We start from the raw sequence: 26392 nt of genomic DNA on the forward strand, positions 1-26392 counted from the left end.
TTGTGCCTAATATTAAACTCTTCCATACCCGGATTTTTCGTTACTGCTTTTGATTATGGCCAGTTTCAAAAAGTTATAAAGTTCCAATCAGTTATGTTTGAATATTTCAGCTTTTCTGTAATACCAATAAAAATTCTTGGTTCAATGTTTCAAGATAGGACGGTTAATTCTGCGCAGAAAAGCGATAGAAAAACCAGTCCCTATTCAAATATGTCATTAGCAAATATCGGAGTAAATCAAATAACAGGAAAATATAATGGCCAAAGAATTTGGAATTTCACACAAGCTTCATACCCTGTTACATTTGCCTCACTTTTTGCGTCCTTAAAACAAAATTGTTCAGATCCTCCAATTAGTCCAGTAGCTTTCTTGGGTCTTTTTATGATTTGTTTTTTCTTACTGCCAAGGAGCAATGTTAACGATGCCTATGCTTCAATTTTAAATAGAGTTTTAGGGGGAACCCGGCTTGATAGGTCAAGCCGGGTTTTTTATTTCCCTGTTAATTCAGGGACACAATACTTAATTCCGGCCGGTTTTTATAACAAGCAGTTAGGCTTTTCAGGAATTAAGTATTGTGTCCCTATGTTTTTTGCATATAAAGACTTTCTATATTTTCCAGATAATTCCGATTATATTCTTATTAACACATATACTCGTGAATACGTTTCAGGCGTGACCAGTATAAAAATACCTATTAGGAAAGGGTTCAGCGACCCCGCACGCTTTGGTTCGCAAAGCGAAGCAGCGGGAGAGCGACGATTTAACGGGAAAACCTTAGGTTTGCCCTTGTGGAGCGTTCCGTCAAAGCAAATTCAATCGGAGACGGAACAACGAAGTAAGCCTGAACTAGTTTCAGGCGCGACAAAGAGGGTATCATGAAAACAATTAATTTGTTCAAAGAGAAATTTAATATATGTCTTATTGAATCAGCCATGCAAATTTTTGGCTGTTTAATGTCTATTAATCTAACAAAAACTATTGCTGTATTGGTAGCCGTTTGCCTAATTCTTACTTCCGGGCTGGGGCAGGGAATTTCAGCAGTTTTAGAAACAAGCCGCGAAACAAGCCAGTTTGCCAAGATTTTCCAAAATTTTGAGGTTCCTTATTCAACCGGAAAAATTACCCAGGCAAAATACTTCGGTTCAAAACAGGTTGTAATAAATATTCAGGACCTGCACTGCCATGCGGAAGTACAGAGAAACATCAGTAAAATTCTCCAGCTTCTTGACGAAAAATACAATCTTCAAAACGTTTATCTTGAAGGAGCCTTCGGCAAAGTAGATACTTCCTGGCTTGCATCCATTAAGGATAAGAAAATAAGAAACAGAGTTCTTGATAAACTTACGGAAGAAGGCAAGCTTACCGGTACCGAATATTATTCAGTCACTTCGGGGAGGCCCGATCTTATCCTAGGCATTGAAGATGAGAATTTGTATAAAACAAATTTCAAAAGGCTCTATACCATAATTGAGAGCCAGAAAGATATTCAGGAAAATTTAACGGAACTCCAATATTTTATAGACAGGATTAAGGACGAATACTATAACGAAAGGCAAAAAAAGTTAGAAAGAATCACAAAACGTTATTTAGCGGGAAAAATAACTGCAAGGAAGTACTATCTCTTACTCAATAAGTATGCCGACCGTTTCGGTATGGATATGAGAGGATTTCCTAATGTATACGGTTACCTCAAGCTTGCAAAACTTGAAAAGAGAATTGACTACAAAATGGTAGCGTTTCAGCTTCAAAAGTTCGTAAACATCCTTAAAGAAAAACTTCCTTACGGCGCTTACAAATATATTGTGGAAAAAACAGAAAATTTTTCCCAGATGGATAATCTTTATATCTATATGCTTAAAATGTCAAAAGAATATAATTTGGACCTTTCATCAAATTTCCCTGACCTTAAAAAGTTTTTTGACTATCTTGAAACCGCGCAAACTGTAAATCCGTTAAAATTAGTCAAGGAAGAAAAAAGGCTTGTGGGTGCTATTCAAATGAGGATTGTGGACAACCAAAGCGAAAACGATATAGCTTTTGGGGTTGATTTTTTCAGATACTTTGAAGACTTTTTAGGGAATAAAATATCTGCTGAAGATTACGACTATTTTGTCCAGAACTTGGAACGGTTTCAGATTATCTGGACAGAATATATGGATAACGAAAGGCTTTCTTTAATTGATAATTACGTCAGCCTGGCTGGAGATTATTATAAGGCAAATGTCCAAAGGAACGAAACCTTCCTCAAAAACATATTAGGTAATGTTGTTAATATGCCGAATGAAGATATTACTTCCTTGCCGTTTGAAAGCGCGGTTCAAAACACGCTCCAATCCATGGAAAATAATCCGGAAGTCAAAGTAGTGGTAACCGGAGGTTTCCATACGGAAGGTATTACAAAACTGCTTGAAAAAAGAAACATTTCTTATATGGTTATAACGCCTAGCGTTACTCAGGATACAAGGTTTGCCGCGCAGTTATACGAAAAACTTGCTAAAGAACAAGAAAAGACGCTTTTCTCAGCTTTTGCGCTCGAGCCACCTTCTCTCCTGCTTGATCCGAAGGCTAAAATAGAACTCATTTCTGGTAGAATCATTTTTTTATTTAAGCAACAGGGCATACTTCCGAATTCTATAATAAATCAAATTAACACAATATTAAAGGGTATGAAAGAAAATGAAAAATATGAAATTACTATCAAGAAGTACGATCAAGCGAATCAGTTATATATATTTCAGGGAACTGACAATCAGGTAATATTTGAAACTAGAATAGATGAAAAAGGAGATAAAGTTGAAGCGATAGCTGAAGAAAAGCCCACAGCGCAGCCGGGGACCGGAATGAAAATGTCTTTACTAAACAGATTTTCAATGACTTTCTTGAGCGGTGTTATCACTGGGGTATCTATTTATTCTATCGTGATCAGTGCTGCCTATATAGCAGCATTGATCCTGGGGTTATTCTTCTTAATTCCGTTGATTGTTGTCGGTACCATAGGTATATACCATTTCGGCAAGCAGTTTTTAAAACAAGCAATTGCGCAAAAAAAAGAAGAAAAGGAAAGAAAAGATATTGAAAATAAATTACAAGGAGAATCAGGAGCTGTAAAAAAAGCTGCTTGGGATATGGCACAAAATGAAGCGTTAACTGATGCCCAAGACTTATTTGATAATTATTGCAGCACCAAATATTCCGGAAGAGTAATTTTTACTTATGGCGATACTCTTCCTAGAGGTACTGTTCTTAAAGCGGGGGGAATAACTGAGGACGGTAAAATAATAATTATTGTAAATCCAATTCTTCTTTTAAAAATAGTAAATTCAAGCGGGAAATTGCTTGCAAGATATATTGCACACGAAATAGATCATATAGATTTTGAATATACCAATTTCGGCAAGATTGTTAAGGGTTCAAGAATAGGGCGCTGGCTAGAAGAATTTATTATTTCTTGGAGAGAAATTTTTAGTTGGAGAAAAGAAGTTTCCGAAAATACTCAAAGCGTGAAAATTGAAGCTGGCGTTGTTGAAAGGGAAAAACTGGTTTTGAATGACGTGCTAAAAAAAGATTGGGGCGATGTTTATGAAAAACTTTCAGATCAAATCAGTAATATTGTTTACGGAAATAATGTAATTGCTGTTGCAGAGTTTGAAAGAATAATTAAAGTTAAACCCAATCTTCTGGAAAAACTGCTTGAAAAAATGGAAGGTTTCAGAGTGTTGCCGGGCAATAAGGAGTATAAGCGGAATCTTAAAAGGGTAATATCCATAATCAAATATCTTATTAAAGAAAAGCAAATAGTAGATAGCATTTTTTTAAAAATAACTGATCTGAAAAAGATTCCGGATATTCCAAATATATTTCAAAAAATTATTGATAAATCAAAAATCACTGATGCGGAAAGTTTTGTTATCGAACAAGCAAATTCTTTATTGCCGTTAATGAGGACTGATCCGGAAAAAGTTGCCGTTGCCGAAGCTATCGCTAAAGAAATTAACATTAGAAGAAAAATAAGGACTTTAGAAAAGGACTATCCTAATGCTTCGGCGAATTTTAGTACTTTTATTGACGACCTTATCAAACTGCAAGATCCTGCCGCCGTAAGGAGATTCAGTGAGCGTATCATGAAGATCATTAATCTTGCTGAACCAAAATTTCGCATTGATACTATTTTGATCGCGGTAAGTGATCCCAGCCAAATATATCAGGTATTTGAAGATGCTATTAGAGAAGCCGAGGGCATTGGCGGCGAAAATTTCGTAATTGAAGAAGCAAAATCTTTATTCCAGGTAATGAGGGCAAATCCGGAAACAGCTCTAGTTGCCGATGCAATGCTAAAAGAGATTAATGCAAGAACAGAAATGAGGAATTTAGAATTAAACTATAGGGATTTTGGGGGGGATATCGAAAGTATCGCTCAAGGTCTTGTCAATCTTCGCGATCCGGTTGTTGTAAAGAGATTTGAAAAACGGTTAGGTGAATATATTGGTCGGGCAAATAGTAGCAATCGGGAAATTTTAATGTTAAAGCTTATCAATAATATTATACCTGAAAATATTGAAATAGTTTTTTCTATTTTTTCTGTAATTGCCAGAATTGAAAAAGAAAAAACCGTATTAACGCATTATCTTGAATTCTTAGATGATTATTTAGCCAGTATTACAGATCTGGATTTGCAAAGAAAAGCTGAATTGCTGTTCGGGGGAGTTATAGAGGCTCTGATCAATAATAATGAAATTACAAAAATTGACAAGGATATCCTTTTTAAAAAATGTCTAAAAGATTTTCTCAAAGATTATTTTGATGCTAATATAGATTACGCATCCGGAAATGAAGTAGTGGCTTTAGCTACTGCTGAAAATGTGATTAATAAAGCTATAGAATTTGCAGGAAAGATGCAAATTGCTAACGCTCCTAATGAGATAAATAGAATTGTTGCTGACATTGAAGGAATGCCGTTAGAGGATGATTATTATACAGCACACATGATCACCCCTGATTACAACCAAAAAATTCTTATGAATAATTTTAGAGAAGATATAATAATAACCGCACGGGATGTAGTTAAAGTAAAAGCCGAAGTCACTCCAATGATAAAACTCGTTCTAAATAATGCAAGGTACATCAGAGATAATGATGCCTTATATGCCTTTTTGTTGAAGATATTACAAAGTGTTTTCAATGCCGGCATTAGATCTTTAGGCGAGAATGCAGGCGAGGACCTTGTCTTAAATATTGTTGCAAGTTTGAAAGGAACAAGAATTTTGCCGGAGGTTATTACTAGAGAACTCCAGGCGCGCAAAACGATAAGGATAATAGAAACAAGCGCCAGTGTTGAAGAGCTTGCGGAAAATCTTGCCGCGATACCAAATCTTGCTTTTGTTCAAAGGTTCCAGGATCGTATCAGCCGGAAAATTTCCGTTATTGCCCGTGATAGCGCTGCGAAACAAAGACTGGCTGCCGCACTTACTGGAAATCTTGCTGAAATTTTTAGAGGCATAACGGAAAAGGCTGTTGTAGTGGAAACTATGCAAAGAGCATTAGAAATAGCTCGTTTAGCAGGCTTATCGGCTAGAGAGGTTCTTCGAATCGCCAGTTTAAACACAAGGGAACCGTCCGGGAAGACTCTAATAAGAATTTTAAGTACTTTTGAAATAATGCAAGAAATAAAGGATAAAAATGTTAGCGAAAGATATATTGTGTCGGCGCTTACGGAAGCTGGAAAAGCAGGTTTATCAATTGATGAGATTATGGAAGCACTTGGAAATTTAAATATTGTCCAGCCTCAGTTTAAAAATATACTTTTACAAAGGTTACCTTTTGATGATTTTAAAATGAGATTTAACCAAACAGGAGACAGTAGGTTAATTGCCCAGATTTTGAAACGAATAAATTTGGACAACGAAGCCGATACAATAAATATAATTAATATCATAAGAGATAAATTGATAAATATAAAAAGCACTGATATTAAAGCCTTTGATACCGCGACAGAATCCGTTATGAGAGAATTATTTTCCTTCTCAGCTGCAATTCAAAATGTAGAACAGCAAGGAGGATTTGAGGCGAGCTTAATAGATTTAATTAAGGATCTCAAAATTCCAATGAAAGTTGAAAGAGGAGGAGGAGACATCTTAGCCCGTAAAACTGAAATGGAACTTAAAGATCCGGAAGGAATTTCTGCAAGAATCAGATCAGCTATTCTTGAAGCATATTATTCACATAGTTTGAATTCAAATCCCATTATTGAATCCATAAGGCTAGCTTTTAATAATATAATTTCAATTACTCGTCTATTTGATAATGAAGAAATGGATGCAAGAGCACTCGCTATGAGTGATTTGAATTTGTATTATCAAACAAAAACAAATCAATTAAAAGAAGAAGAAAAACGGGAATTTATTAGATATTTTATGTGGCAGTCTAATCGTTCCAATTTATTAAAAATAATATCTGGCCGAATAAATGCGGATACTGAATTAAAGGAAATAGTGTACAACATATTTCCCTTTATTCTAAAAACCGTAGAAATGACGGCGGGAAAAAAACCTAAAGAGTCTTTGAACATAAATTTCGCTGATAATGCTTCCGATGAACAAAAAAATAGAAAAATCAAAGAGTATTTTTTTGAGGTTGTCCGCCAATTCGGAGACGAGTCTAGGCTGGCAAGCAAAATAGATGCCGCTATTAAATTATATAAGGTTCAAGAATTAATTGATCAACTCGATAACGCTATGAAAAGTATTGGAGCTCCTATCGCAAGAAAAAATATTACTAAATTGGTCAATCTGGGAAATGAAATAATAATACAGCTAGATGCTGTAACCGATGCCGATGGAGGTGCAGTTAAAGCCGATCTTGATACTAGCTTCAAGAAATTAATAACTAGCATCCCGAAGCCTACCAGAGTTTCAGTTTTTACCAAAGAAATTAAGACTGTAATGATGAAAGCTTTCAGAGATATTGAAAAGAAGATGAAACAGGAGGCTGGTAGCCTAACAGAACAAGACATTAAAGCTAGGATTGATGGTCTAATAGAAAAAGGTGTAAAAGTTTATAGATTAGATAGTAAGGAAGTAATTGAAAAGGTTGCTGATGCTACAACGAATTTAATAATAGCAAATATAATGAGTCTTGAAGGTGATAAAGGTAATGTCGCAAATGTGCCTATTGAAGCTTATGTGGCAAAGCTAAAAAATGTCCCAAGTGAACATCTTGTTTTTGTTGAAAAAATTTTGTTGGCTCGTCTAGTATTAGATTCTATAAGTGGTAATCCGGATATCGAAGATTTTGCTCCTGTAAAATTATCGGTAGATAGTGATTCAGTTGAGCTTAATACTGCAAGCAAGCTTTATGAATATGTTTCGTCCAAAATTCTTGCAGCCTATTATTTAGAACGCATAAAGGCCCGCTTAAATAATAACGAAGTAGTGCGTGATGCACTTTTTGAGAACGTTGCTGAACAATTTAAAACCTTAACGCTCGAAGACAGAACCAACATCATCAGTAGTATAGTTGAAGCATACAATACAGCGAGCGACGGTGGCAAAGTAGTCATTGCTAATGGCATTGCAAAGCTAAGAGAGAAAAATGAATTTATAGATTTTGCCGGAGCTGTTGCCAAGGCTATTCCGTCTGTTGAGGTTGAAATTAAGAAGCAGGTCACTTTAAAAATTAATGAGATATTCAGTGTAATTACCCAACCCGAAGGTGTGGCAAAAGCATTGGAAGAAGCCATTGCCGTAGTAACTTCTAAGCTACCGGCTGCTGAAGCCGAAAATTTTGCCCTAAGCGTAGCGCATGGTTTGGCAATTGCCAATCCCGGAACATTTCTTTCTACTGCGATTCCGGAAGCCATCCGAATGAGGCAAGTTATGGCTGAAATAGGAACATTGAAGGAGATCGCAAAGAAAAAATCACTCACTGGGGAACTGAGGAAACAGTACCAAGAAGAAATTGTTAGTAAAGAAATATCATATTGGATTGTGAAACTGGGGGAAATTTCTAAATTACAAAAAGAGACCGGGGAATTGCCTAAGGATATAATTGAAGAGATGATGAATTTCTCATTCAAACTCTGTCAAGATAAAAATAATGATTTTGGTGCAGATGCAAGTGAATTTCTTAAAATATTGTTAACAGTGTTTGACAAAGTTGAACCTGAGAAAAGAAGTTCTCCCCTTAAAACATTGCGTCAAAACATGCTAGAGTATCAAAAAATTCATGAACTGTTTATAGAAAGAACTGGTGGCGTCAATTTCTGGGTCCGACTGGGTGAAACTAAATGGACTTTTAAGGCTGAGGAAATTGATGTCGCTTTAGGTGAGCTTATATCTAAATATCGTACAAATCCAAAAGAATTAGTTGCCAAAGCAGAAGAAGCAGCAAAAGGTTATAATTATTTTAAAGCTGCTTTTTATTCTTACGCAGCAATAAAAATATTAAATGAATTGTGGCAACCAACAACTTATGACCAGAATTTAATTGAATTACAAATAAGAGCTTTAAAGAACCTTAAGTTTATTAATCCACAGGATGCTATCAAAGTTTTGAGGTATGGTGATACTATTAATCAAAGGATGGATATTATTACAAAGGCCAATGAATATTTTGAGAAAGCTAGAACAGCATACACCGAAATAACTATCTCAAATATTATGCAGCCTTTCACTGGAAAAGTAACAATGGGCACAGAACAACGAGTAACGTTGGTTAGGTTTGCAGGAGAAAATCTTAAGAGAGTGGAATCCTTTCTTATTGAAAGAAACAAAGAAGTTAAAAAAGAGGTAAAAGAAGTTATCCAACAAAAACTGGAAATTCTCAGTAATTTTGAAAAAGGCGAAGTACTTCAAGCGCTTGTTATTCCGTCCTTTAAATCAGTTGAAGAAGCCAGCAATTATATTAACCAAAATATCGGGCCAAAAGTTTATCAGGCTATCAATGCTATTTATACAAAAATAAATGCTTGGGATCCTGGCCAGCCTTCAGATGAAATAATAAATGAAATAAATCTGGCTAAAAGAGGGCTTATTGCGAATTTGGATGTTCTCAATAAAATTGAGCCCAAGTTTAATGAAATGGAAAACTTAGCAAATATAAAAACAATAATTTCTACACTAATTGAGAGTGATTTTTCTGATCGAGCTTTAAACATACTTGCAAGCGGACAAAGCAAGAAGGATATGAAAGATTTGCTATTGCCTAGACTTAGAAGTTTTGCTGAAAGCCTTGCCCCTGCTGAACTTGCGAAAGGGTTGCCGATTTCACAATTAAACAAAGTAACAATGGATATAATAAGAAAAGAAATAAAAAAGGCTTTCCAAGATAATAAAATTACAAAAATAACTGATTTTGTAAAAATTAGAGAAATTCTTCTGGATTGGATGAACTTTGCAAGAATAAATAGAATAGAAAACCCCAGTGGCCTCGTTATGAATGAATTTATGATTTATGTCGAAAATGCCTTTGGTTTGCCTGAGCGTTTTGATTTTCTTGCAAAAACGGCAGAAGCTTTCTTGGATGTGCATCGGGAGCACCGTATATTACGCATCTCTGAAGGAAGAGTGAAAGCGGACAATGTAAATGATCTTCTAGATACCGTTACAAGAGCCATTGATTCCTATTTGGGTGCTAGCGAGATTATCTATGGTATCAGCGGAGTAGTTCCGGAATTTCCTATCGAAGATGTGAATAATCCTAAGAAAGACCGCGTAAGAAATATCAGGGCGATGCTTCTAGCTTCAGAACTTGCCGGTCAATCTGATTTTATTAAAACACTTCGTAATAGTAAAGATTGGAGTAGACCGGAAAAATATGTTAATAATTCTTCAATAGAATACAGTAAGAAAGATGTTGAAAGGGTGCAAAATATATTAAAAGAATTTAATAATATTTATGCAAATGATTTTGAAATAACTATGGAAAAGATGTTTGCAATATCAGAATTTCCTGAATTTGCTAAATTTTCAAGATCAATAAATGAAATTGTTTTAAAAAACCTTAATCCTGAAACAAAAGCTTTGACTGCGAAAGGGCAAGCCGAACTTTTAAAATTGTTTAATGTTGAGTCTGCTGATATAAATGACGTTAAAAAGAATGTCTTAGGTCTTCTTTATTTCTGGGCTATGCATAAGACAAACGATTATGAATTTATGTTCAGATATGATGCCGGCGAGATAATCCGATATTTTGTAGAAAACAAGGAAGCTAAACCGATAGATTCCAGAGTGGCTAAAGTCATTGATTTTATAAGAAATGCGAATAGAGGCCAAATTAATTACTCAATCCTTTATGAAACTTTACAAACAATATTTTATCCGAAAGCGGAAATTCCTTCTGTTCCGGTTGCACCAGTAATTACTCCTGCCACTGTCGCTTCTATAACTGCAGGTATTCAAGAAATACGTAACTTTATTTACCAGGGTGAACCCAAAATATTTCACGAAGACTTAAAGGAATGGTTAGCCGGCGAGATCCCTGCAGAAAAAATTACTTCAGAAAGAATCCAAGGACTCAGAGAAACTGTTAAAAATAAATTAGATGACTTGCAAAACATTAAGGCCTTGCCCGGAATTGACGATAGTATTTTAAGGGATATAATTGAATTAAATAATGAAATTACAGGGTTGCTGGACTCTATTGAGCGTGCTTCCGGAATTTTTACAAAATATGCGCCTAACTATGAACCTTCTTTAATCAAACCAGAATTTGAGCCATTATCTTTAAAACTTGAAATATTTTTCTCCGCAGCACGTGCACTGACTTTAAAAAGTACTTACGATATAGTTTACGATAGGGCTATGGCGCAGGGAAAAAAGGTTATAGGAGATAGAGAAAATTGGTGGACAAAAATTGAAAACAAGAACTTAATTAGAGAGGCAAGAATGCTTGCTGCAAGAATTGAAGTGCGAGAATCTGTTACTCATCCCGTGAGATTTTATAAAGCCCATGAAAATATTACAAGAAGACAGGGAGTAGTTATTGCCGTTATGTGGCTTGCATTTTGGGGAGCGCTTATTGTAAGCATTATTTTTGGTTGGTTTGTGATAGTTCCTGCACTGGCAATAAACTTAAGTGCAATTGTTGCAGGAATGGTTGGAATAGGGACAAATGTCTTAGGATTTCTGACAGGATGGTTTTTAAACTGGATAATTCACCGCGGGTACAATGTTTACGATTTTGCGAAAAGAGGCATTGAAGGAAGACCTCTTACAATTCAGCCCGAAAGTTTAAAAGAAAAAGCGGATATTCTAAATCAAATCAATATGCAAAAACAGCGTATTATAGGGCTAAAAGTGGAAAGCGTAGATAAAATAGCCGCCCTTCAAAAACAAATTGACAAAGCAATCAAAGATAAAAATATTGACCTTCAAAAACAACTTAGTGAAGCTATCAGGGATGAGCAAATTGCCCTTCCGAAAAGACTTGTTCCCGAAAACGAAAAATTAACGAAAATGAACAAACAAAAAGATGATTTATTCGCTTTTATTGAAAAAAATAAGGCGGATATAGCTGAAATCAGCTTAAAAACTAATAAGGAGTTCATTGATATTCTTTTGTTATATGCAACGCAATCTTTCGATGTTAAAGCAATTTCTTTAATAGATGCGATATTAAGAGAAAAGTATACTCCGACAGAAGAAGATATTAAAAATGGCATTACAACTTATATTCAAAAATTTGAAAGCGTTTTTCCTAGTTTCTCTTTATTTATTGGATCTTCCATTGAAGCCGTGCTGAGTTTCTTAGACAATGCATATAATCCTGAAGGGATGACTATTCCTTTTATGGATTTTGTTGAGGCATCCCGTCAAATTTTAAATCTGTATTCCGGGTCCCTTCCCGCAGGTTATTTAGTGAAAGTTTCTAATGACCGCGATGCTGAAGAAATACCGGGCTATTTTTGGAACATAAAAGAATCAAATCTTATATCTGCGGAGCGTATGCTTAATATACTGAAGGGAGGAATATCTAAGTTTGCTGAAAACGCGCTTAACGCAAAAGATTATTCAACACTGATGAGTTTAAATGAAGCCGTAAGAGAACTTGAGCCTATTTTGTTCGGGATGATAATAAACAGAATCCAGCGATTAGCGAATAAGGATTATATTTTATCGGCCAATGCCAAAGGAAAAATAGAAAGTGTCGGCAAAATATTAATGCCTGAAATTAATCAGGTTCTTCGGGCTTTAGAGAAAAAACAGAATGAATTTGAAACTATTCAGAGATTATTAAGAAAGATACAAAAAATGGAAAAAGACGGAGCTGACGCAATTGCTGAAAGATTAAACGAAATTCAAAAAGAAAAGGGAAGGCTTAAACCTATCGTAGAAAAAAATAAGAAAAACTTGGAAGATGCCAAGGTACCGAAGGTACAAGAAGAATTGGAAAAAACTGAAGAATGGATAGCGCAAGATGCCTTGGAAACAGAAGAGAGGCGTATTAAGATAAGCAGAGAATATTTGAGAATGTTTGTTGGCGAGTTAGAAAAAATTAATTCCTATCGCGCAAACCTTTATGTCTATAATTCAAAATACTATTCTTCAATTGTTTCTGAAATGAAGCCTGTAATTGCAGAAATATTGCTAGACAAAAACACTACAGATGAAACAAGAACAGGAATTTATTTTATCTTGGAAGAAAACCTACGACTTGCTGCAAAAAATATATATGAATCGATTGTTAAATGGCTGCCAGATAGCAAAAAAAATTCTTACCCGAGTATAGAGTTTGAGACTAAAAGTATTGAAGCTATTAAAGAAAGCCTTAATAATATGAACTCAGCTTTTAAAAATGCAAATACTAAAGTTCCAGACGAAATATATGCCTTATATGGCCAGTATTTCAACATGCTGGATTCTTTAATTAGGCTGAGAAGTATTCTTGAATCTAAAAAGGGGCAAGATTTAAAGGTTGACGAGCAAACTAAGGCAGCATTGACAAGCATTAAAGATATAGCCGGGAATTTTGAAACTACGTCATTGCTAGTTCCCTTAGAAGGTCTGTCGGCAACTTTACAAGGTGCTTATGATGATGTATATAAGCAAGCAGATGCCAAAGGTTTAACATTGCGCGATGAAAACGGATTGTCCGGTAAAGAAGGCGGTCATTGGTGGGAGAATCCGGCATACTGGACAGAGGAATCTCCGGGAAAACAATGGATTTATAAAGCAAGGACACTTGCGGCAAGAAAAGAATTCTTGCAATCCATTCTTAATCCGAATAAATTTTATGAGGATCATATTAAGTTGTATGGCGAAAAATGGGGCGGGCCGGCACAACGGCGTATTATTTATACCTTCTTTTGGGCATTTTGGATGACATTTTTGGGAACCTCATTTCTTGGATGGGTGTTTGCGTTAGCTTACTTAAGCATATATTTAGCAGGCATAGTGGGAACCAGCATAACAGCATTGGGATTTTTAGGAGGCTTTTTTGCAAACTGGATTATCCATAGGACTTACAATGTCCGGGATTTTTTTAATACTCTAGTATACGGGACTGCTGGAAAGCCTTTTATCCTTAGATCGTCGGAAGTTGGTTATGTTTTCCAGAATTTAAGGAATTCAAGAAACGATTTGGAAAAAATAAAAGCAAAAATTGCAGAAGCTAAAAAAGCAGGACTTGCTCCGGAACAAATTGAAAAAATGGATAAAGAATTAGAAGAATTAGAAAGAAATATCCAGAAACCCTTAATTGACAAACTAAAAATCGTCGATGAAATTCAAAAAACTAAAACCGAGATAGATAATATCCAATTGGAGCTCAATAAAAAAGGAATTACTAAACTAAATAAACTAATATTGCAAAAAGATTTGGCTGAGAAGAATAAGAAGATGCAAGAACTTTACGGGAAAATGGAAAATATTCTAGATTATTTTGAGCAAAATGTATCTGATTTGGCGCAAATATCCACTGAGTTAAAGAACACTTTTATAGATGATCTTATTAATATTTCAATAACTTCTCAAACAATACGTCCTTTGGCAATAATGTATAGAATACTGACCGAGGCGTATAGACCTACTGAAGAAGACAAAAAACAAGGCATTAAAAATCGTTTTGATAAAATTCTAAAGGTTAGCGAGAAACACAGTTTACTTTATCCGCCTACGGTACAAGCCATAGTAGATGTAATGAATTCTGCTTTAGCCGGCGAAAACCTAGCAGTAAATTTTGATAAGGCTTTAAGTGAAATAAAACTTCTGCTTGGCAGCGGTCTGGCGTCAGATTATTATCTAGAAATTGGGAATGACAGTGAAAATAGAAACCACTCGGGGAATGCTTGGTGGATGTATGAGTATCAGCTTATGAATGCAACATTCATATTAGAATTGCTAGAAAATGTGTTTAAAAACCGGGTTAAACAAGCTATAGAAAGTAAAAACTATGTTGAAATTATAAAACTTAACAAAGCTATTAAAGATGTCGGCCCGATTATAGAAGATTTAATTAAAGCCAGGGTAGAAAGATTAAAGAGCAAATATAAGTATATTTATATTATTATTGATAGCCAAGGCAATGCGAATAAAGCGGTTGGTGGTTTGGATATTGATGGCCGAGGCAATGCATATTATTCCGCGGGTATTTTGGATAATGAAGTTCAAAATGTAGAAAATACCGGAGACGTAGATTCTCTTGTAAGGCGAATAAAAACTTTAGAGAAAACTTCGGAATATTGGGATAAAGCAAAAATTGCCGAAATTAGAGAAGAAAAAACCAGATTGGAAAATGATATAGCTAAACAAAAAGAAATATTAAGGAACCAGGGTAAGAATGCGGAAGAAATAAATAAAGCGTTGGAGGGAATTTCCAAGAAACTGGATAAGTTAAGTGTTGAAGAAATAAGAACAGTTAACAGTCGGGAATATTTATCATTGTTCGCAAGCGAGCTGGAAAATTTAAAGAAATACTCTGATGAAATATATGATTATTATTCAAATTATTATTATTATGTATTCGATATGATTAAAGATCAAATTGCAAATATTTATTTAGATGCCAAAGCAAGTAATGAGGTAAGAGAGGGAATAAGAAATCTGTTTAAAGAAATTTTGGAATATTTTAATCCGGATAATCCTTTAAACAAATATAATTCACCGCAAGATATAAAAGCTAAAATTAGCGAGTTAACTGCTATACGAAATAAATTAATTGAATTATCCGAAGAGATTCCTGAGATAAAACCATACATTAATAAATCAAATGCTGAATTTTATCAACTGAATGATTATCTAAGTATAGCACAGCTATATGGACCTGCAACGCCTGTGATGCTTCGGTTGAGAACTACTAAAGAAGCCTTAGATAGGTCCAAACAGGTATTTGCAGGCAATGATCCGCAGTTCAAAGCTGATAAAGCCAGAATATTTGCACAGGCTTGGGCAAAAAGGCTTGGTATAACTCTTGATAATAGAGCGGACGTAAAAGAAATGCAATTGATCCAAATTTATGCATCTTTGTTTTTTGCTCAAAAATTAGAAGATACTATTCTTTATAATTATTTTATTGATCCTAATAACCCGGAAAATGAGAAAGCCCTTCAAATATGGTTAGATGATCATCCTGAGCTTATAGGTCAGGTGGGAGTAAAAACAGCATTTGTAGTACAAATTGCTGAATTGAAAAACATTTTTTTTGATCCGGCAAATCGAATGGTTGAAAGAATAGCAAGAAGTCTTTCAATTTCTTTTAATGAAGCGCGCGATAAATATCTGAAGTCTGTAATCAGTAGAATCCATAGGCTCTTGAACGCAGAGATTTTACCTGAAGAACTTTCAAAGATAGCAACTTCATATGCAGTTTCTATTGTATCGAAGCCTATTCCGGAAGCAGTCGGTGCGCCTGCTGCACCTATTGAAGAAAAAATTATGGAGATTCTGGAAAATGCTAAGACAAAAGATTTGGAGAATATCCAGTCAATAATTACGAAAAAAAATATAAATATCGAAAATATTGATATTGCTCTTAATGCGATCAAGTCTCTTTTATCGGTTGAAGACAGATATCTCCGAGAAATTAGCGATATGCGGGTCGCTTCCAGAGACGATATTGAAAATAATATAAGGGATCTCTCAAAAATTAATGAGGCATTCATCGCTGCGCATTATATTTTTAAAATTATTCAGAATAATATTTTAAATATCGATGATTACGGAAAGAGGATAGAAGCGATAATGTTATATACAAGATTTTTTAAGGATTTGAATAATTTTAGTGCTATGGGAATGCAAGGAATAACTAGTTTGAAAAATAGAGCGGATAGCGATTCCCTGCAGCAAACCGGGGCGGTCACGAGGATCGAGAATATAATGAAAGAAGGAGCAGAGCTTCTAAAAGAAGACATAGAAATCTTGCAATTATTCACTTCGCAAATAGCAGATAGGCAATACTATCCTTTTCTGGAAAATTTGCCTCAGAAAATAAATGGATTCGACCAGAAACTAGAAGATAGAGATAAAAAATGGGCGGGCTTGAACAAAGATGGCAGAGAAAAGTTTAATAAAAATGTTATGGATATTGAATCGGCTTATGATTTTCAATCAGAAAAAATAATGAAATATATTTTTGGGGTGCTTTATTTATATCTTAGGGGATTAATTGATAATTTTAATGGCAAGAAATCACTTCTGCTTGAGCATTTTGTAGCACACGAGTATATTGCTTCTCCCGAGACAGACTTTTTTACGTTCAGACAAGTGAAGCTGCAATCCGATGTAATGGGAAAGTTTCTTAAGTATTTAATTTCTGTATATTCTGATCGTGAAAATAATAATGCAAGAGATGCATATTTTAAATCTTTTTATGGAGATTTTAAAAATTTATCTTCTATAAACACGATAAAGAATAAGATTGAATCAGAATTAAATAGATTAGGAGAAGCGGGGATAAGAAATCCGGAGAAAATTAAGGAAATCATACTTAGAAATATAGATTACGCAAATGAAATTGGAATAGAAAGTGCCTATAAAGTCGTTTTGTCTACAGTGCTGGAGCGTTTCAAAAAATATAGGTGGGAAGATCGGATTGATCTATATTTTAAAACGGCAGAAGCTCTAATATGGTTTAGGGATAAAGATAAGATTGTGCGAACGATAGAAGGATTAGGAGAAAAGAAAGATGAAAAATCCCGCACTATCGCGGCTACGGAAATGATCTATTCTTATTTATCGGCGCGCTATATTTTAGCTAATTTGGGAGAAATTCCGGAAGGTGATTATGCTAGGAATGTCAGAGCATTGATATTGTCTTCTGAAATTGCAGGAGCTTCAGATTTTAATACAACTTTTAGTGACAGTTGGCCTTATGGAGGAAGACTGGGGGGAATTATAAGTCGAGCTGAAGCATTTAGAGAAGAAGACTTAAAAAATATGAAAATATATAGAGATAAAATATCCGATTTCGATTTCTTTAAAAAATTAGAAAGATCCTTAATGCAATTTCCCTTAAATCCATCTAATTACATTTCAGATAAAGCAGAAATAACAAGTCAGGGAAAAAATAAAATTAGAGAACTAATAAATGCATATAACTCTGATTTTGATAATGTTAAGCAAGTAGCTACGGGACTTCTTTATTTATGGGCATTAATTAAATCCACGAATTCGGGATTGATTAATAAGTATGCAGCTGAATCGATTGTGGGCTATTTCAAAGCTAATATTAATACCAAAAGAATGGATCCAAATATAGTAAAAATCATTCAATTTATAGAAGAATCCGGAAAAACAATTGTTAAATTAGGAGAACCGATTACTTTACCGCCTGACTATTCTGAACTTTTTAACATATTAGAAGAAATTTATATGCCTGAAATTCCAGTTGCTCCTAGGCCCGTTCCAACAGTGCCGGCGGTTCAAGTTGTCCCAACGATTTCGCCTATACCAGTGGCAGATTTTACAACTTCTGTTAACAATATATTCAATGCTTCTATTCAGATAAGGAATCAAGTAGAAGGTTTGACAGAGGGGGCTTCCTACAAAAACTTAGAAGATGAAATTGTTACATTGTCTTCAGGCCTTCAAGCAATGTTAACTCGATTAAATACTATACTGAAAAGACCTCAGGTAACGGATCGGGAGGATTTAAATGAACTAAGGAATATAATATTTAATTTCAAGGATGCGCTCGATAAAGGCAGAAGTATTATTTCCATGAAAGGAGCAATTAAAGAAATTCAAGATGCTTTAATACCGGCTATCAATGAATTCCTTAATCAGAGTTTAGTTATACAAAGACTTGCTTCTGTCTCAGCACTATTGCCTTCTGTTGCGACCTTGCCTGGGACTTATAAAGCTTTTCCTAACAGCTGGTTAGCTAGGAGGCTGGGATATTCAGATCTTCCAGTTAATTGGTATGACCTGACGCTTCCGGAAAACTATGAAAATGGTGTTTACAAATATTCGCAGGCAAAACGAGTTTGTGAGATATATTTTGCCCCGTCTCGTGAAAGTGTTTCAATATTCCGTCCGGACTTCTATGATAGGCACCCTGGCGCAAAGACGACCTGGAGAGAAAAACTAAAAGATCCGCGATGGTGGGGGATTCAGGCGATAAGATTTTTTGCACTGCTTCCGATAGCCCTTTTCGGAATTATAGGCATCGGTATCTTTGGAACGGCATTGATTGCCTTTAACATCTGGATCCAGACGCTGATTTATGTTTCGGTTGCTGCGGCATCCTGGATTTCTAACGTTTTAACGCATATGGTCTACAATATCCGTCATCCAGGGATCCCGCTGACATTGCCTGCTGTGCCGGTCGCTCCGGAAATTCAACTGCCTGCTTCGGCTGATGATTTCTTAAAACAACTTGGTTTGAGCCAGGCAGAATTGGTAAACATGGAAATTATTACGAATGAGCCGGATGAATTAAGCAAAGCGATAAATGCTTTTTCTTTAGCTTTTAATAAACTTGCTGAAATCGAAAAAGAACCTACCGTAGAAAAATTAGTGGAGCTTCAAAAGGATATTGAGAAAATTGGATATGCTCCATTGAGAGCATATCTCCTTGATCGTGTCCTCAGCTTGTACGATAGGGTCAGTGACAAAAGCAACGTTCAGCAAGTATTTGATCTGACCATCCAAAGCTTATCTGATAGCCTTAAGTCGGCCACCGGTCCGGTCGAATTGGCTTTTAACTCAAGTTCTATTGACAGAGGGATTGTGCCAAAAGGAGGGGATAAATTAGCAGTCGAGAGAAGTCTGGGAATATTAAACATTGTTCGAACGATTCTGAGAAACAGAAAGATTGCACAAGACGATTATTTTAACAACATCCAAATGGCAATTGTCTCTGCGGGTCTTGCAGCTGATTCATATATAACTAGTGGTGTCAGAGCCAATATGAACGAAGAAGCCGTCAAGATAATTTTAGCTTCCTCTTTGGAAGACTTTAACTTTTATTATCAGTATGTAAGAAGATTATTCAATCCAAAGATGTTCGGAGATAAAACTAAAGATGCAGAAGATGTGATTCGGATGTTGGAAAAAGCCGCGAGACCAGGTAAAGATTTACAAGAAGAGAATAAACAGTATGAGATTGGGCTTGAACTCGATGATCCCGAAAAAGGAATTAATAAGCCACTTTTGGGGCTTGACTACGAAAAGGCCTTGCAGACGGATCCTCTGGGTTCTATAGGTTTTATTCTTTTTGTTTACGCTATGATTTGGGGAAGGGGCGAAGGTATTATCATGGAACCGAAACTTAATTTCGCCATAAAAATTGATGAGGTGTTTACACATTTTAAGGAGAGTGGCGGTTCTCCAGAGCTAGTTGCAGTGTTAGAGTCTCTTTATAAACTTAAGGATAGACAACAAACAGGTCCAGATGAGCTACTCGAAAACTATACAAGTTTTATTAAGAATCTGAGAACATATTATCAGCTTGTTAAAAAGGTTCCAACTGTTCCCGCAGCGCCGGTTGCCACATCTAAAGATATTTTAAATCAATTTAGTTTGCAGGATGCACTTGATCTAGACAGAATTGATCTGATTTCCGCTAAAGATAAACAAAAAGACCTGTTAAAATCTATAAATAAATTTTCAGCATTATTTGAAGAACTTTCCAAAGCAGCAAAAAAACCCGCAGTAGAAGATCTAAACAAAATTAAAGGAAAAATTATCAAAATTCAATACGCTCCGCTGCAGTTGTATCTTTTGAATTGGCTTTTAAACTTATACGAGAGAATAGAAGACAAAAAAGGCATTCAGGAAACAACAGACTTGGTTTTTGTGCAAATAATTAAAAGTTTAAATGCATCTAGTTCAGCTGGACAATCAGCATATACTACGCGTGACATCGAGGGAATTCCGGTACCAAGCGAATTAACCAATCTTACTATTAATAGAAGTCTGGAAATTATGAGATATAGCCAGTCTATTCTTTATAATCTGGCAGAAAAAATACAAAAAGATGATTATATTAATACTCTGCAGGTTGCTTTTGTTTCTTCAGAAATAATGAGTAAATATTATATATTATCTTCCCAAAAAGTTCCGATGCAGAATTTTGGCCAAGAAATGAATATAAAAGCTGTAAGCTCACATGATTTTTACGTTCAATGGATAAAAAAACTGATTAAACCGGAAGAGCTCAGAAAACTAGGACTTGAACCTGAATTTGAAAAAATATTGTCTTTGACAAAGCCCGCTAAAACTTATGATGAAGATAACATACAAATGGCAATTGATAATAATGATGCAGCAAATACCAAATTTCAAGAAAAACTTTTAAAAATTAATTATGACGAATATTTGATTAATAGCCCCTTAGATTTTCTGAATTTAATTATTTATATGGAAACTTTGACTTTTGGACGGGGGGCGTCAATTATTCCAACGCAAAAACTTGAGTTTGATATAAAAATTAATAAAGCTAGAGAGCGGGTAATAAAACCCGGGACTTATGTAGAAATGGCAAGAATATTGGACTCAATTCTTGAATATAAAGCCGTAAAAGACTTAACAGCTTCAGCCAAGGATTATGAGGACTTTATAAATAATATGAGAAAATATTATCAAGTCATTTCCGGTGAAAAAGCGGCTGTCCCTCTTATTCTTTCTCCCGAAGAAATAAAAAAAGCGATTGCTGAAATTCAAAAAGAAAGAATAAGTATCAGAAATGTAATAGAGTCACTGCTTAAGGAAGACTTTGAAAAACTGAAAAGCGGCAAAATTAGTGAAATAAACATGGATGCTAAGATAGGAAGTATTATTAGGGGGCTTGAAGATAAATTAAGTAAACTAAAAGAAGAATACAAGTCAAAATTATTTGAACAAAAGATTTTAGACGAGTTTAATTTATTTGTTAATGAAACTGAAAAAGTAATAAATATATTTGGAAATAAGGAATATCCTTTGTTCGCAGAAGGTCTTTCGCCTTACGAAAATTACCAGCCTGTAGTCAATGGCCTTGAAGAATTTTTAAAGAAAAAAATGCCGGTTGCTCCAACCGTTCCCGCAGTGCCGGCGGAACCGTCAGTTAGATTTGCAGATTTTTTTACTTCTGTTAACAATATTTTCAATGCTTCTATTAAGATAAGAACCCAAGTAGAAGATTTGACAGAAGGTGCTTCCTATAATGGCCTAGCAAAGCAAATTTCTGATCTATCTTCACTTCTCGGTGTAATGTTAGGCCAATTAGATAAAATACTGAAAATGGTTCAGGTCTTGGATCGAGAAGATTTGACTAATTTAAGAAATATAATATCCTCTTTTATGGAGTCTTTAGAAAGGGGCAGAAATATTATTGCTGAGCGAGAATCTGTTGATAAAGTTAAAGGTGTTTTGATACAAGGTATCGATAATTTCTTTGCTGATCAAACCATAAAAAAACTCGTTCCTCTCCCCGCCGCGACGCTGCCGGGGGGAGTCAATCCGTTCAATGCAACAAAGCAAGCCCTGGACGAAGCTCATAGGAGATTCAGTAACCCCGTCAGTCCCGAATATAATAATGCATTGAGAGAGCTAGAGAATATGACGCCGAATAGAAAGATGCAGGCGCAGGCAGCTATTACGTTGTTGGGCATCAATTTTAATTTTAATGAAGCCATAAAAGACCCGCAGAATCCAAATAATAAATTCATACTTGAAGGAGCCTATGCAAAATTTATCATTGCGCCTGAATCTGAAGTTGACCGGATGCTAACCGATCTTATCGGCTGGGGCGCAGACCATATAGGCGTCAATAAGGAAATTACGGAAGCAATACAAGCCAGAGTAAGAGAAATAGGGTTTAATATGGTGATGCGGGCAATTAGTAATGTTTTTGGAGCTCTAGGAATATATTTAACGGAGGATCTTATTGAAAGATTGAAAGCAGCTGTTATTACCGGAGGAAAAACGCTAGAAACTATTTTATCAAGTATTAACCCAAATGCGTACGAATTGATCAGAAAAGAGCTCATAGAATTGCACGGCCAATACAATGTAGACGTGCTTAAAAATTTGGCCGAATACGCGGTCCTAAACGGTCTAAATTTTGCTAATCAGAATATGCCTATATCTGAGTTCTGGCCCTGGCTCCAGAGACTTATTGAAATAGAAATAAGTAAAATCGCGGGACCTACTGTCGTATTTTCCGCTGAAACCGCAGGCTTTTTGCTGGATTGGATACGAATAATTGCAACCGGATATTTATCCAAAGAAGATATGGAAAACAAAGTCAACGATGCAATGAAAGAAAGAAAAATGAGTCCTGAAGACCAGAAGAACGTAAGAAAAATCCTGGGCGAGTTTAGCGGAAAAATTATGGATGATAAAAAATTGGTTCAAGATCCAGAAACTCACAACTTTCATGTTCATATCTTAACAACACAAACCTGTTTTAAAATCGCAGAACAAGCAGGCTTGAAAGCAGGAAAATACCGCTTTAACTTAATAGAAGAAATAAATAAAAAGCAGGCAGAATATACAACCGCATGGAATGAATTAAAAAAGACAGTGCTTGAAAGCGAGACCGTAATCTTTAAAAAAGGGGACAAAAACCTGAAGGAAGCAATCAGAAATGGTGTCTCCGAGATCATTGACAAAGTGTATAAACCGGAGCGGATAGTGAGAACACTTATGACTGATAGAATTAATAAAACTGAAAAGGTTATTGTATCGGTCACGCAAAACATTAAAGAAAAAGATAAAAAACTTGCGGAACAATTTCTGCGAGGAGTTATGTTGAAATCTGAAGATATAATTACAAATATTTTTAATGCAGGAGGTCCTTTAGAATGGCAGGAATTTCTTTTGGAAAATTGGATTAGAAAAGATTCTCGGGTTCAACCTTTCCTGGCCACCGGTGTGCCAACCGCCCCTGTGCAGGTTGTGCCAGAGGAATTATCTCCCAATACTCTATTGTTATTAGCAGATGCTGTTATGAATTTAACTGGTAGGTATTTCAATACGTATGTTATAAGAGCGCTTAGTAATTTTAAAATAGGTCGGGAAAATCAATTAGGAGTTGATTTTGAAGAAAAGATGCTTGCTGAATTAACAAAAATCAAGAATAATAAAGAGATTAATCCGGAAAAGAAAGAGTTTAATACGGTAGGTATAATACGAAAAGCTATTCAAACTGCTTACAAAGAATACGTTGAAAGCATAAGCCCTACTGTTGCTCCTGCTGAAGCGAAACCTGCTCCTGTTGTTGCAGCGCCGAAAGCGCCGGGCGTCCCTGCTCCCAAGCCCGTTGCTCCCGCGCCGGCGGTTCCACAAGTGCCGACTCCGGCACCTGTTCCATTAGACTTCATTCAAGGAAATGGCGCTGAAGGAATAAGAGTATCTTTAGGAACTGCATTAAATCCTTCTCCGGAACTGATTGCAAGGGTAGTTAAAATAGTCGCTAATATTTTGGGAGAAACCGCAACCGAAATTGAAGGCCAAACCATAATATATCCCGCTAAAAATTTCAAACTGGATCCCAAAAATCTTGACGGCCCAACTACGGAGGACCTTGAGCTGGCGCGTACGGTATCTAAATCAAATATTAAACTTATCCTGGCTGTTTTCGGAAACAAAGGGAAAAAACTGGCAAAGTTCAGAATTGACAAAGACGGCATCAGCGCCTATGTAACCGCAAAGATCTTAAGATGGACTATTGCTGAGGACGGCACCAACGTTCCCATAATATGTTTGAATTTTTCATCCGTATCCAAGCTGAAAAAAATATCGCCGGAGCAGGAGATTATTTTGTTTGATGCTGCTTATTTGGAACTTCCTGAAAAAATTCAAAATCAAGATGCTTTCAAAACAATGAAAGCTTTTGGCAGGTCAATAAGAAACAAAAAAGTGCAAACAATTACCGCAAAAGAAGCTTCTGAATTCCTCGCTAAGCTCGGTTTAGCGAGAGCAAAATTCAACGTAAAAGAACAAAAATATGATAATCTTTCAGTAGCATTTCTGATTGAGTGCTTAAACCTGCCTAAAGGTGTAACGGTAGATCAAGGCGTAGGCAAACTGGATTATTTGCTCTCTTTCTTGAGACAATTAGAAGGAAATGTTACGCCCAAAATAGATTCCACTCTTGATTTAGCGGTAATGCTTATTTTAAGTAATTTTCTTTTGGTCAAAAAAGGACTGGTAGATCCCGAAAAAGTAAGAGCGCCTGAAAGTGAGAGGCAGTATGTATCGATTGATAGCGTTATTAAAAGGCAGTTTAATGTTTTGCGGGAAATATATCCAAAACTAAAGGATCAGGTCGAATTCAAAAACTATAAGAAAAAAAATAGCAAATGGCTTAACAGAATTAAAAAGGAAGTTTACGAAGAAAAACTTAGTAGAACAGTCGGGATGCCTAAAATTGATAAAGATATTATATATATGGTTCAGTGGCTGTTTGATTCCCAGCAGATGAAGGTAGTTAAGGATATTTTCGATATGGGAAGAGAAATATCTTCTTCAATAAATGTAACTGAATTTACCGAAAACACTATTGATGAAGTAAAGCGTTCGCTTGATTTAGGGTACACAAGAATTTGGATTAATCTCGCAAATGAAGAAGTTGCAAGGCCGGAAAATGCTGATAAAATTATCGAGCTTTATAATTTTATCGTTTCGTTAAAACCTGGGACAAAAGTTTATTTAAGCGCGCCCGCTGGTCAATTTGAAAACCTTAAGGAAATTCAAACGGCTTGTACTAAGAAAGATGCACGTGTAAAACTTATTATGTCTGTTCCGCTAGAAAAAGCTTCTGAAACGATGGATGTCAATACCCAATGCCTGGAGATTCCTGCAACAGTTGAACTTACAGATAAAGAAAAAGCCAAGATAGCAAGCGCAAGAAGCAATGGCGTAGAAATAATTATTAATGCGATTGTAACTGAAAAGGACGGTTTTTTAATTCGTTTCCCAGTAGGAACTAAGGAAGTGTGGGAAAAAGACACTATTACGGGTAATATTAATGATTTGATTGTCACTTTATCAAAACTTGTAGGCTGGGAACCGATACCCCGCGAAAGAGGGGCTAATATGGCTCGGGAATTATTAAAGTATAGCAACCTCGCAGAAGTTTCGTTGGAAAAAGTAATTGATTCATATAATAGATCTTTAAGTTATTCTGAAGCAGATAAACCGGCTGATATAATTGAAACGATTAAAGATGAACTTGGAAAAACGCCAGGTTTAACCGAAAATGATATCCCTTCTGCCAAGGAATATCTAGGAGAGCTTAAAGAAAAAGCAAAGACAAATCCTAAACAAGTAAAAGAAGAACTCTCCGGCTGGCTGAGAGGCCTGATGAAAAAAGCCGCAAAAGATCGCCTTGAATCAGAAATAAAAGCTAATCCTGGATTGCGGCCAAAAAATATTTCTGACCAAGATGGATTAATAGAACTTTATGTTTTCCGCGAAGCTAAGAAGGTAAAAGAAGATGAAAGGGCTGAATTCCTTGTGAAAGAGATACCGGAAATTAAACAAATTGCGGAAAAACCGGAAATTATTGCAATATTGTTGCAAGCCCTGAAAGATAAGGATATCATGACCGTGGCTAACTTAAATAATAAATACAGAGGACAACTAAATAAGTATATTAATGAACTTATTGTTTCCGGAGAAATATCTGAATTGAGTAAATTTAAAGAAGGGAAAGAGGGGGAAGATAAAGAAAGAGCGGAGAGAGTAGAGAAATGGGTAGCAGTTAACTTTATTGAAATATTCGATATAGTAATAGATAGAAAAATAATTATGAATTATTTCGACAGAACACGGCAGAACGCTCCAAACTTAATAAGAGCTATAATCGGCGCGGCATAATTGGTTTGGGGTGAGTGTTGTCATCCTGGGCATAAAGGTTAAAAAGTGTTGCTAAAAATGCCCCTAAACAGCTAAAAGATAGACGGAACACAATGTAAATGATAGCATGAAAGTTAAAAGGATTTAACTTTCATGAAAAAAACGCTGTCCGCGAT

2 protein-coding genes are annotated in these 26392 nt (G+C 35.6%); both read left to right on the forward strand.

Features of this window, described 5'->3' with window-relative positions:
• Positions 1-879 carry a hypothetical protein gene (locus NT145_08840; GenBank protein ID MCX5782782.1) on the forward strand — a complete coding sequence of 293 codons (879 nt, stop codon included), beginning with the start codon at positions 1-3 and terminating at the stop codon, positions 877-879.
• Entirely contained in the window at positions 876-26237 is a 25362-nt protein-coding gene (locus NT145_08845) for a hypothetical protein (GenBank protein MCX5782783.1), read from the forward strand. Before NT145_08840 ends, NT145_08845 begins: the two co-directional genes overlap by 4 nt.
• Positions 26238-26392: the final 155 nt, after the last annotated feature.

The sequence above is a fragment of the Elusimicrobiota bacterium genome (genome assembly GCA_026388075.1).
Lineage (GTDB): Bacteria > Elusimicrobiota > Endomicrobiia > Endomicrobiales > JAPLKN01 > JAPLKN01.

What these genes read in the sequence shown, in the direction of transcription:
- NT145_08845 (MCX5782783.1), top strand. Translation starts at nt 876, where the DNA reads ATGAAAACAATTAATTTGTTCAAAGAGAAATTTAATATATGTCTTATT.